13 protein-coding genes are annotated in these 11,779 nt (G+C 47.9%); 4 read left to right on the top strand and 9 right to left on the bottom strand.

What is annotated here, in order from left to right:
- Positions 1-355 precede the first annotated feature (355 nt).
- From moaE to modC, 4 genes are all read left to right on the top strand, one after another.
- Positions 356-799, top strand: a complete 444-nt coding sequence (gene moaE, locus RM811_RS16595) for a molybdopterin synthase catalytic subunit MoaE (RefSeq protein ID WP_402526523.1) — start codon at positions 356-358, stop codon at positions 797-799.
- Positions 756-1,652, top strand: coding sequence for a molybdate ABC transporter substrate-binding protein (modA, locus tag RM811_RS16590; RefSeq protein ID WP_402526521.1), 897 nt, complete (start codon positions 756-758; stop codon positions 1,650-1,652). The genes moaE and modA overlap by 44 nt, the downstream gene beginning before the upstream one ends.
- A 215-nt stretch (positions 1,653-1,867) precedes the next feature.
- Positions 1,868-2,548 carry a molybdate ABC transporter permease subunit gene (modB, locus tag RM811_RS16585; RefSeq protein ID WP_402526519.1) on the top strand — a complete coding sequence of 227 codons (681 nt, stop codon included), beginning with the start codon at positions 1,868-1,870 and terminating at the stop codon, positions 2,546-2,548.
- Positions 2,548-3,645 (top strand): molybdenum ABC transporter ATP-binding protein, encoded by a 1,098-nt coding sequence (modC, locus tag RM811_RS16580; protein ID WP_402526517.1) that lies wholly within the window; start codon positions 2,548-2,550, stop codon positions 3,643-3,645. Before modB ends, modC begins: the two co-directional genes overlap by 1 nt.
- Positions 3,646-3,720: 75 nt before the next feature.
- Here modC and RM811_RS16575 read toward each other — a convergent pair whose 3' ends face one another.
- The 9 genes from RM811_RS16575 to RM811_RS16535 form a co-directional block, all read right to left on the bottom strand.
- Positions 3,721-4,251 carry a general stress protein gene (locus RM811_RS16575; RefSeq protein ID WP_402526515.1) on the bottom strand — a complete coding sequence of 177 codons (531 nt, stop codon included), beginning with the start codon at positions 4,249-4,251 and terminating at the stop codon, positions 3,721-3,723.
- Between the two features lie 306 nt (positions 4,252-4,557).
- A complete protein-coding gene (locus tag RM811_RS16570; RefSeq protein WP_402526513.1) occupies positions 4,558-4,767 on the bottom strand; it encodes a cold-shock protein in 210 nt (69 codons plus the stop codon).
- 356 nt (positions 4,768-5,123) lie between these two features.
- The gene (locus RM811_RS16565; RefSeq protein ID WP_402526511.1) at positions 5,124-5,627 is read right to left on the bottom strand and encodes an NYN domain-containing protein; all 504 of its coding nucleotides are present in this window, start codon (positions 5,625-5,627) and stop codon (positions 5,124-5,126) included.
- The gene (locus RM811_RS16560) at positions 5,620-6,375 is read right to left on the bottom strand and encodes a TVP38/TMEM64 family protein (RefSeq protein WP_402526509.1); all 756 of its coding nucleotides are present in this window, start codon (positions 6,373-6,375) and stop codon (positions 5,620-5,622) included. Before RM811_RS16560 ends, RM811_RS16565 begins: the two co-directional genes overlap by 8 nt.
- 184 nt (positions 6,376-6,559) lie before the next feature.
- The gene (locus RM811_RS16555) at positions 6,560-7,114 is read right to left on the bottom strand and encodes a response regulator transcription factor (protein ID WP_402526507.1); all 555 of its coding nucleotides are present in this window, start codon (positions 7,112-7,114) and stop codon (positions 6,560-6,562) included.
- On the bottom strand, positions 7,111-8,436 hold the full coding sequence (locus RM811_RS16550) for an ATP-binding protein (protein ID WP_402526505.1): 1,326 nt from the start codon (positions 8,434-8,436) through the stop codon (positions 7,111-7,113). Before RM811_RS16550 ends, RM811_RS16555 begins: the two co-directional genes overlap by 4 nt.
- Before the next feature lie 87 nt (positions 8,437-8,523).
- The gene (locus RM811_RS16545; RefSeq protein ID WP_402526503.1) at positions 8,524-9,315 is read right to left on the bottom strand and encodes a TonB family protein; all 792 of its coding nucleotides are present in this window, start codon (positions 9,313-9,315) and stop codon (positions 8,524-8,526) included.
- 195 nt (positions 9,316-9,510) lie between these two features.
- Positions 9,511-10,200 (bottom strand): hypothetical protein, encoded by a 690-nt coding sequence (locus tag RM811_RS16540; RefSeq protein WP_402526501.1) that lies wholly within the window; start codon positions 10,198-10,200, stop codon positions 9,511-9,513.
- Between the two features lie 180 nt (positions 10,201-10,380).
- Positions 10,381-11,553: a Na/Pi symporter gene (locus RM811_RS16535; RefSeq protein WP_402526498.1), complete on the bottom strand. Its 1,173-nt coding sequence runs from the start codon at positions 11,551-11,553 to the stop codon at positions 10,381-10,383.
- Positions 11,554-11,779: the final 226 nt, after the last annotated feature.

Below are 11,779 nucleotides of genomic sequence, written 5' to 3'. Positions count from 1 at the left end.
TGACCATAACAAGGCTGAAATAAGTACAGTTCCGCCAGCTCTGCCAGCTACTGAAGTCGACATAGGTTCTAATAATAATAGCCTGAATTTGTTATAGTTTTCCGGGTATGCAAACACGGGCAATATCAAAGCCCTCCCTCCCTCCGTCTTTCCCGCGCAGGCGGGAATCCATCTCGAGAGTGGGAGTCTATCTCGAGTAGTGGATCCCCGCCTGCGCGGGGATGACGGTGTGTAGCGGAGATGACGGTTACGTGTTAATTGACCCTTTTGCGACAACCTCAGAGCATGGGGGCGAAGGGAAAGAAAACCTTTGTGTCTTTGTGCCTTTGTGGTTCAAAAAAACAGGATTAGCGCATTGATTTCCATACAGGCAGAAGACTTCAGCCCAAGCCATGAATATGAACGGCTGGAGGGCAATAAGTCGTCGGGAGCCATTGTAACGTTCACCGGTACGGTTCGTGATATGAACCTTGGGGATCAGGTGGGCGGGCTTTTTCTTGAGCATTATCCCGGTATGACGGAAAAGGCCCTTCAGGAAATTATCGATGAGGCAACACAGCGTTGGGAGCTTCAGGTTGTCAGAGTTATTCATCGTATAGGGCAGATGGTTCCCGGTGACCGAATAGTTTTTGTCGGTATTGCCAGTGCCCACCGAAAAGAGGCTTTTGAAGCCTGTGAATTTATTATGGATTTTCTGAAAACCCGCGCCCCTTTCTGGAAAAAGGAAACGACACCGGATGGGGATCGTTGGGTGGATGAGCGCGAGTCTGACCAGAAAGCGGCAGATCGTTGGTGTTGATTTTCTAAAGAACGGCTTCTGGATGTTAAGAACAATATTTCTGTCGTCATTGCTTTTCTGGAGCTTTGGCTTCGGTGTCTCTGCTTATGCCGCTGATTTAAAAATAGCGGTTGCGGCAAATTTCAAACCGTCGCTGGACATTCTGGCAAAAGAGTTTGAAACCAAAACCGGGCATCGGCTGTTGATCTCTTCCGCTTCCACCGGGACGCTCTACAATCAGATCACCAATGGAGCGCCTTTTGATCTGTTTCTGTCAGCGGATAGTCTCCGGGTGAAGATGCTGGAGGAGAAGGGCTTAGCACTGGTCGATAGTCGACATACCTATGCTTTAGGGCAATTGGTTCTCTGGAGTCCGGGAGTACAGCAAAACAAAGTCATGACGCTAAAGGATCTGGCTGATTATAAAGGACGTTTGTCTATTGCCAATCCAGCTACAGCACCTTATGGGCTTGCAGCACAGCAGGTTTTGGAAAGGATCGGGTTGTGGGCATCATTAAGGTCCCGACTGGTACAGGGTGCCAGTATTCAGCAGGCCTGGCAGTTTGTTGCCAGTGGTAATATTCCTATAGGGCTGGTGGCGAAAGCCCAGATGGTTGGTCAGAAAAACAGTTATCTAAAAAACAACAGTGGTCATGTTTTCATTGTTCCTGAAGACCTGTACGACCCGATTCAACAGGATCTGGTTATTTTGCAAAGAACAAAGCAGCCGGAAGTTGCTCAAGCGTTTGTTGCGTTCCTGTTATCACAGCCCGTTCAAAGCATGCTCGTAGAGCATGGCTATTGTTCGGTAACCACTGAAATAGCCGATTTGCAAAATGGCCTATTGCTGACCCCTGAGACAATTAAGGAGTAGTCCCTGAATAACGTCCGTATTTCTGAGACGCCAGATTCCGTTCGTCCTGAGCCTGTCGAAGGGCTTAAAGCCGCTACCCGCTACCCGCTGCCCGTTGCCCGCAAAAGCTCAAGCGGTCCCGGCTTTTTCGGGCGGAGGGCGGCGGGCAGCGGGCAGCGTTCGTTGAAATGGGGAAGTTATTTAAGAACCGTTCCCAAACACACAGGCAGGGAAGAATGCTGACCACTGCCGTCTGGGTAACCTTTAAACTGGCCATTATTACTACGGTTATTTTGATGCTTTTGGCCATTCCAATGGCCTGGTGGCTAGCCAATATGAAGAGTCGGTTCCGCCCGGTTCTTGAAGCACTGGTGGGTTTGCCGATGGTATTACCGCCCACGGTTCTGGGCTTTTATCTCCTTCTGTTTTTCTCTCCCAACTACCCGGCTGGTCAGGCCTGGCTCTCTCTGACAGGCTCGACTCTGGCTTTCAGCTTCACCGGTCTGGTGGTTGCCTCTGTCATTTATTCCATGCCATTTGTGGTACAGCCACTTCAGCGGGCATTTGAACAGTTGGATAAGGGGTTGCTTGAAGCGGCTGCCATGATGGGGGCGGGGCGGATGGATCGTTTCTTTAGCGTGGTGGTTCCCTGCACACGAAGGGCTTTAATTCTGGCGGCCTGTATGGGGTTTGCCCATACGATTGGTGAGTTTGGTGTGGTCCTTATGATTGGCGGTAACATTCCCGGGGAGACGCAGGTTCTTTCTATCGCCCTGTTTGATGCGGTTGAGTCCCAACAGTTTACCGAGGCCCATCAAATTGCTGCGGGACTTCTGATATTTGCGATGGTGCTCCTGATCGGTCTGTACAGCCTGGATCGGAAGCCGGCTGCTCAGCCTCTCCCTGGTGGCCGTTAATGTTAACCATTGATATACAGCTGCCAAGGGATCGGTTTGTTCTCAATGTTAATGAATCTCTGAATGGCGATGCCATCTGGGCCGTTATGGGGCGATCAGGGTGTGGAAAAACATCCCTGCTTCGAACCATTGCAGGCCTGGAGAGTCATGCGCAGGGGAGAGTTTTGTTCAACGATGAAGTTTGGCTTGACTCTGATAATGGTATTTGGCTCCCCCCGGAGAAACGCGGTATCGGCTATATCTTTCAGGAAGCCAGGCTGTTTCCCCATCTGGATGTTATGGAAAACCTGCAGTTTGCTCTTCATCGTGCACATTCTGTTGGTAAAGAGTCCAGCGGTAAGGCGCTCTCTTTTCCTTCGTTGCCTGAATTGGTTGATCAGCTGGATATTGAGCATTTGCTGAATCGCAACATCGATAAACTTTCCGGGGGAGAAAAGCAGCGAGTTGCTATAGCAAGAACCTTACTGAGCGGCCCCCGTCTTCTATTGATGGATGAGCCTCTGGCCTCTCTTGACTGGTCATCAAAAACCAGAATTCTTCCCTGTTTGAGAAAAATCCATCAACACTTTGGGGTACCGGTGGTGATGGTGAGTCATGCCCGTGAAGAAGTGGCAAGACTGTCTGATAAGTTGATGCTTATTGATCAGGGGCAGGTTATATCCAGGGGAGATTGTCGACAGTTGCTCAGTCGTCCGGGTTCGCTGCTAGCCAGGGATGACTGTGCACTTTCGATTCTGGAAGTTCAGGTAGCGAATCATGACTATGACTACGGTTTTACAGAACTGTGGTTTGGGCAGCAAAAATTACTGGTGAATCAAATTTCAGCAACGATTGGGACAGAGCTTAGAGTTATTTTATCAGCTCAGGAAGTCAGCATTGTTATTGAAGATATTCACTGTACGAGTGTTCAGAATCGTGTGGCGGCAACTATCCAGTCCATACAGGAGCTGGGCTCAAATAATGTGATGCTTTTCCTGACAGCTGAGGGACAGACATTGCTGGCCCTGGTGACACGGAGAGCGTTGAGCTTATTGGGCTTGTCAGTTGGACATAAAGTCTTTGCCCACTTTAAAGCGTCGTGCCTGGATGTTATCTGATAAGTCACTTTATTCAGCCGCAGTATTTGGAAAATGCAACGGCTGAATAATCGAAGATCTGTCGTTTAGTAACTGTTACCTGGCGGCAGATTTATTATGGGTTTCTACTCCATCATGATCAGTCTTTTCCAGTAAGACTTTTGCTACTGCAGCGACATCGTCTTCTGTACTGTTATAGAGCAACAGAAAGCTACCCGCAGATAAGGACTCTTCATAGCGTACAATGCTGTTTTTTGGGATCCCCATACTGGCCATGCCTGCACCCAGGGCCGACATGCCACCCACAATAGCAGCACCTTCAAGCCCTCCGACAATGGCTGATACCAGTGGCCCGGCAATAACCATTGGACCCACTCCGGGAATTACAAAAAATGCGGCGCCAACCAGAATACCCCAAAGCCCGCCCCAGAAAGCACCTATCTTTCCCCAGGCCTTCATCCGGTCGTCGGTGTTGTAGTAACCAACGACATGTTCTTCTGTGTGGTAGTCATTGCCAATCACCGATATTTTCGTTATTTCGAAGCCCGCTTTTTGCAGTCTTTTAACGGCATCATCTGCAGCATGATGGGTTTGGTAAATAGCTGCACAGGTGTTCGGAGTTTTCATGATCATGCTCCAGGGTAGAGAAAATTATTGATGCTAAAAAAATAGATGATTTTTTGAGTCAGTCAAACGGTGGTTGGCAGGTGTCTTACATTTAAGAAATAAATGTTGTTTAATTTATAGGCATCAGTTTCAGTGTATTGGATATTAAAAAGCAGAGTGATGAAAAATAATAGACGGCAGGGTTTCTATAGGTGACAGAGTTTTGAATAACCCGCTCTCTGCCGGCTTATTTATGATGCTGGATAAAAAACAAAAAAAAGAGCACTGGAAGTGCTCTTTTTTCGTTCTCCCGTTAAGGGGAAAAGCTTATGCTTTCTCTACGTTGGCAGCCTGAAGGCCCTTCTGGCCCTGCTCAACGTCAAAGGTCACAGGCTGACCTTCAGCGAGAGTTTTAAAGCCGTCGCCGATGATAGCGCGGAAGTGAACGAATACGTCTGGACCACCGTTGTCCTGAGCGATAAAGCCAAAGCCTTTTTCTTCACTGAACCACTTTACCGTTCCGGTCGATTTAGACATGCAATGTCTCCTGAATATTTCTATAAAAATGCGTTTACACGCGTTAAGCCAATGTGTAGTCACATCTTCATTTATCTATTTAAGAGTAAAGCATTCAAAGCACATAACTTAAACTAAGAAGAAGTGGTGTGACGATCAGGAAGTACTCAAAAAGCAATACGATTTTTCGTTCTTCTCAATATGGCCAATACGAACTCTAATAGCAGTCTGAAGGGATGTCAAAGTTTTTGTCGAGTTTGTCTAAAACAAATCACAGCACAAATTTTTAATAAAAAGGGTTGCTGGGAATGCCGCGTTGTTGATGAAATTAATTTGTTGATTTATATGGTGTTTGTTTATTTAAAACGATTATTTATTCACCTTTTGATGGGTAATAGTAAGTCATTGGATATGGGAATAAAGCGGTTGGCGGAATGAATCAGAGAGGCCGCTGTCAGTGGTTCAACGCTATAAACCTCTGTATAGGCACCAAAATCTTCCCGAACCTTTTGTAGCAACAGGTCAAAGTCACCATCCCCTGAGGCCAGGGTAACCACATCGACCTGTGATGCCCAGCTCATTACATCCAGGGTTATGCCCACATCCCAGTCACCTTTTGAGGTACCATCACTGCGCTGAATATAAGGTTTCAGCTTAACTTCAAAGCCAATGGCCCTGAGAATGGCTTGAAACTGCTGTTGTTTAGGGTCACCACGGTCAATGGCATAGGCAATGGCTTTGGTCACTTTTCTACCGGCAGTCACCTGAGCCCAGAATGCATTGTAATCAAAATGGCTGCCATAGGCCTGTCGGGTGGTGTAATAGATGTTTTGTACATCAACAAAGAGCGCAACGCTCTTCTCAGTATTGGCCTCAGCCATATTTCTTTCTCTCCCTGCTTTTTATCCCGGACTCTTTCATCACGGATTCTTTCATCAAAAGAGTTGATGATGCTTTCTGGGCAAGATAAAGCAAGCCACCAATGGAAATGATTGAGACGGCAATCATGAATATCACCGACAGATTACCCTGCGCCGGGTTTTCGAGCAAAGTAATCAGATCCCTTGTCTGCATACCAGCCCAAAGGGAAAACAGGGTTCTGGGTAGCATGCCAATAAACCCGGCCACTAAAAAGACAGGCAGGCGAATGCCAATAGCCGGTAACACCAGATTCATTAATGAAAAAGGCAGGACCGGTGATAGTCGAACCAGCATCACCAGTGGCCACTGGTGGTGCTTCAACCCGTTAAGCACCCCATTGAGTCGTGATTCTGAGGGTAATGTGCTCATCAGCTTGCCATGGTCCAGGGTTTTCCCAACCATGAAACCTATGGCAGAGGCTATCGGATATGAAATGACTATATAGAAGAAGGCGGCCCAGCCAAGAAAATAACCACTGATCAAGGCAATCAGTGTAGATGGTGTCAGCGCAAGTGCCATCGTCAGCGAGCTGATGGTAAAGAGATAAACCCAATGAGTGCTGGATAACGAAATAAGGGTGTCATGCCAGGTGATAGCCAGAGTCGTGACCAGGGTACTCCCAAAAATGGAGATAAGGCTGAGCAGCCCCATCAGTGAGAGGATCTGGCGGTTGTTACGAAAAAAGCTACGAAAAAATGAGCTGCCCACAGGAACGATTATTCACTGAATATAAAACGGGCAATCGTAATGGTTTTCATAGGGGGCTGGCAATATAAGATCGCTTCCCGCTTCCCGCTTCCCGCTTCCCGCTTCCCGCAAAAGCAAAAGCAAAAGCAAAAGCGTGCCCGGCTTTTTCGGGCAGCGGACAGCGGGCAACGGAAAGCGGGCATTTTTAGCGGGAACCTGACCGTTTATTGAGTTTTCGCTGAAGTGTTCTGCGATGCATGCCAAGGCTGCGGGCTGCAGCAGAGATGTTTCCCTGGTGCTCAAGCAGGACTTTTTGCAGGTATTCCCATTCCAGCTGATTAACCGGCATTCTTTTTTCCGGGATTGGGGCATGGTCTGGTGAAGGCTTGTTGATATTAAGCGCTGCGAGTATCTGCAGGGTATCTACCGGTTTACAGAGGTAGTCTCTGGCCCCCAGCCGGATGGCACTGACGGCAGTAGCAATGCTGGCATAGCCTGTTAGGACGATAATCTCAATATTTGGATTAGCGTCTCGCAATAATGGAATAAGCCGGAGGCCGCTCTCACTCCCGATTTTCAGGTCAACAACCGCACTGGCAGGCCTGTGTTTTTGTTGCAGGCTTGTTGCCTTAAACACGGTGTCAGCGGTGATTGGGTTAAAACCCCGTTTTCTGAGTGAAGTGGCTAGCGTATGTAAAAAGGTCAGATCATCGTCTGCAATTAAAATGACCGGCTGGTCAATGGTTTCCTCGCAATTCATAATGTAAATGGTTCCTGAGTGCTGACCACGGGAAGCAAGATTTCAGTAAGTGTGCCTCCCGTACGCTGACTGAAAATATGAACCTGACCTCCTAACCGCTCAATACTGGCCTGGCTCAGTAACAACCCAAGCCCAAGTCCATTCTCTTTCTGGCTACAGGGCCTGATCAGCGGAGTGTTCATACTCTCAACGCCATAACGACTGGCGTTACAGGTTTGAGGAAAGCCCATGCCTTTATCGAAGATCTGGATGGCAATGTTTTCGGCATCGTTTTCGTGAGCGTGTTTTACCGACAGGGAAACCTGGCCCGGGCTGGCATCTTCGGCATTATCGAGCAGGGCTGTAATGGCCTGGTAAAGTGTCAGGTCACAGGGAATGAAAACTGAGTCTGGCCATTGGGAAGTCTTATAATGAAGTCCTGATTCAGGCCTGATCAGTTGCCACTTTTCAATGACCCGGCAAAGAAACTCCCTGATTTCAACGCGTTCAATACCGTGATACTGGCTTTCAGCGACTAATTGCTGCAGCCTTCTTTTACACTCTTCAACCTGACTTCTCAGCAGTCTCAGGCTGTCTGCCAGGGCTTTATCCTGATATTCATACTGAAGATCTCCCAGAACAATCGCCATGGTTGCTAACGGTGTTCCAAGCTCATGGGCGGCACCGGCTGCCTGAATAGCAATGGCAAGAATATTTTCATCCCGGAGTTGGCGCTCTCTGGCAATGGTTATATCTTCCTGTTGCTTCCTCAGGGCGGATGCCATTAATTCGACGAAGTAATTAATGAGCAGTGCACTTAATACAAAGGTTATCCACATGCCCAATAAGTGAGTGCTTATCACCCGCTGATGCAACAGTGACCGCTCAGGTTCCAACTCAAATCCGGCGGGCAAATACCATTTCATAAGAACGGTATAAAAAAGGGCGGCACTGAATGTGAGGCTCCAGCTGTATCGCCTGGGTAACAGTGCAGCACCGATGGAAACAGTGACCAGATAGATAGAGACCAGCGGATTGGTATAACCACCACTAAAGAAAAGCAGCGTGGTCTGGATTAAAAGATCCAGTAATAGTTGAACAAAGAACTCCTGGTCGCTGACATTTTTTTTACTGATATTCAGCCGGACAATTGTGCTGCTGATCAGCAAAAGATTGCACAGAAAAGCAAACAGGAGACCGGCGGTGGGGAGGTGGATTCGGAAGCTGGCGAGCAAAAAACCAATGCCTTCAAAGGACAGCAGAATTCCCCGTAGCCAGCACAACCGCATAAGGTTTTCTGTACCAACGGATAGATTAAGTCTCTTTTTTTGGACGATGGTCATTGAGGCTGCATGTTTATCTGTTCTGAGTCATACCCCTTAGACTCAAAAAAGTGTTTTTTTATCCATCCGGCCTATATTTCTGGTAGATCAGTTGATCGAGTAATGAATAGTAAAAGACACCGTGATGGGATTTGAAACGGCCACGGGAGGAGGAAACGGCAATGCACGGCTGATTGCCTGAAGACTGCTGGTTTTGAATCGCTTATCGCCTGACAGTATCTCGGCGGCTGCCAGGCTGCCATCCGGCTGGATCATGGCTTTTACTTTGACATCGCCCTCAAGCCCCCGGCGAAGTGCCTGGCGAGGGTAACGTTTCTGTCTATTGATACGCTGTACCAGATCCGATTGCCAACGCTTCATGGCATTTCTTGTCAGGCTTTCAGCAGGGGTTTCCGTGGTACTGTCCGCACTCTCAAGGCTGCTATCTGCGGCAGAGAGTTCATACTGTTTGTTAGCTTGAGGAACAGGCTTATCGATCTTTTTTTCGGCTGTTGTTTTTTCGGAGCCCACTTCTTTCGGCAGTATTTTTTTTGATACTTCTTTTTCAGGCTTTGGGGTGGTGAGTATTTTTTTAACATTGGGTGATTTTGCGGTTACCGGCTTGTGGGGTTTTTTGGGTTGTTGAATAGCGTGTTGAATGGGTTTTGGGAGGGTGGGTTCTTTTGCTACTGTCCGTTTTTCTTCTACTTCTTTAACAGGAGCTGGCGATAGAGTCACAGGATTGGCCTTGCTGGCCAGGGTCAGCTTAAGCTCAGAAGTGCCTTTGTTATTATTGATCACCGCGTGTTCTGTTCGTTTTGGAGCAAAAGCAAGCATCAGGTGCAAGGCTACCGAACACAGCAAGGCAATAGCAAGACTCTTCGTTGTGTTGTGGTTCATGGGAGTCAATAGTCAATAGCAGGAAAAACCACAGGATTAAGCAGCTGGTTGGGAGCTTAAGGTAAGGCGGGGATACTACACATCTGTCCGGCGTTTTGGTAAGGGAAATCCCCAGATAGAGCATTTTATCGACGAGCTCCGGAAGGAGGATGACACCTTCCGGAGAGAAGAACTGAATACGTCAAACGGATTGAACTAATCGCAACTTCCACCGGGAGCGGCGGGCATATTGCAGAGAGAACAGCAGTCTTCCCCGCCATTAAAGGCAACGCACTGTTTGCAAAATCCGAACACTATCCACAGTGCGGCACAGCCCCCCTTGCAATTACAGCAAACCGCGTGGGTTGGGAATTTTTTGCCCAGTTGACCATTTGCCGGGCTGTCGTCTATGGGTTCTGGCCAGCTCTCAGTAATCACCGCTACGTTTTCCATCACGGTGGGCAGGGAAACGTCCTCATGGAGCTGATAGTACATATGGCCATCTGTGCTGACGACCTCATGGACTGGCAGTTCGCTTTCCGCTTTCGTGCCGTCAGGTAGTGTGTAGATGATTTTTACCAGGAAGTGGGCGCACGCGTTACGCAAACCCTCAGTAATCAGGTCTGCCAGAGTCGGCAAGTCCGTCAGATCAAGATTGTCATTCATTATGCCGATGTGTTCTTTCATCATTCCGCCAAGCCATCGGGAAACGGGTAATACCAAGACCAGTGTCCTGTCGTAACTGACCGCAATCTCTGACTTCTGATACAGCCCTCGCCCTTCATATTTCAGTGTTTTTCCAGTGATTGAATACTCTGCTTCTGCAGCAGAAGGATCCGAGGCAATGGAAGCCATTGAGCAGCTTAAGCAGAAGCAGATAAATAATGTGATTGATGGTTTCAACATGGCGTTTTACTCCAGTAAACGTCATGTTTAGATAGAAGACAGTTATTGATAATGCAAAGTTTTTTTGAATTTCTACGGATGAATGAAAAGCAGAAGGTGCAGGGCATTGACCCTGAAAAAAAACCTGCTACGCAGAAAAAGCATGGCAGGTCTTTTTGTAAGAGAGTCGATATCTCTTGATCAGGCGGACATGAAAATAATGATGCCTGGCAGAATAAAGAAGGCAATAAACAGATAAGCAAAGGCATACATTCTGTTTTTCACTGCCAGATCAGACAATTTGTCAGCCATAAACAGTGGGATTTCTCTCAGCCAATTAATGCCATAAATCAGAACCACGGCAATAAAGTTGAAGAAGAAATGCACCAGGGCAATGGTCAGTGCCGGCAGTGCTGCAGGACCGGTAATAGCGGTGGCAGCCAACAGGGCGGTAATGGTCGTTCCGATATTGGCACCCAGCGTGAAAGGGTACATCTGTCGTACAGTAAACAAACCATTAGCAACCATCGGTACCATCAGGCTGGTGGTGGTTGATGAAGACTGAACCATAACCGTCATGGTCATGCCAGACAGAATGCCGCTGATGGGACCACGACCAATGGACTTGTGCAGTGCATCTTTGGCTTTACCTACCATGACCTTTTTGAGCAGTTTGCCAAGACGAACCACCGAGAAAAAGATCAGGGCAATACCTATGGCAATCATTGCGATACCGGACAGGGTGCTGTCAGGCAGAACACTCACAAAGCCTTTGATAATGTCTTCAGCCGGTGATGTTAATGGCTCGATAAAGTTCATGCTGTTCATTGACATGTTTTGACTGCCAACCAGCATCTCTGCAACGGATAAAGAGATTTTGCTCAGGAAACCAGTGTACAGTTCAAGAGGCAGAAGAATCAGTACCGCCAGCCAGTTAAAGAAGTCGTGTACGGTAGAGGCTGCAAAAGCCTGCTTGAACTCTTTATGACAGCGAATATGGCCAAGGCTGACAATGGTGTTAGTGATGGTTGTGCCAATGTTGGCACCCATGATCATCGGGATGGCCATATGAACAGGAAGGCCACCGGCCACCAGACCAACAATAACGGAAGTTACGGTACTGGAAGATTGTACGAGCGCTGTCGCCAGTGTGCCGGCCAGCAGACCCATGATGGCATTATTGGCGAAACTGAACAGTTGCGCAGCGGCTTCATCGCCACCGACGGCCATTTTAAAGCCGGAGCCGATGACGCTCACGGCTACTAACAGGACATAGATCCACAGAACCACACGTAACCAGATACGGCCGTAATGGCGTGTGGTCATGGTTTTGAAGTCGACGTCCTGTGAAGAAGCAGATGTCATTTCAGACATAGATGGTGCACCCTGGTGCTTATCAAAATTGAGTGCAAACATATCGAGTCTTTATGACAGTTTTATGACAATTTCTTCACATGATTGACATATGTGTTCTCTACTTAGGAGCTGTCCCGAAATAACTTCCTTTTTCTTTATCCGTGTCCTCTGTGTCTCTGTAGTGAGAAAAACAGGGAAATTATTAACGGACAATTCCTTAGGATCAGTCCCGGTATAACTCCCT

Source organism: Endozoicomonas sp. (assembly GCF_031844845.1).
Taxonomy (GTDB): domain Bacteria; phylum Pseudomonadota; class Gammaproteobacteria; order Pseudomonadales; family Endozoicomonadaceae; genus Endozoicomonas.
The sequence above is the reverse complement of the archived record's forward strand: the minus strand, read 5'-3'. Positions and strand labels throughout refer to the sequence as shown.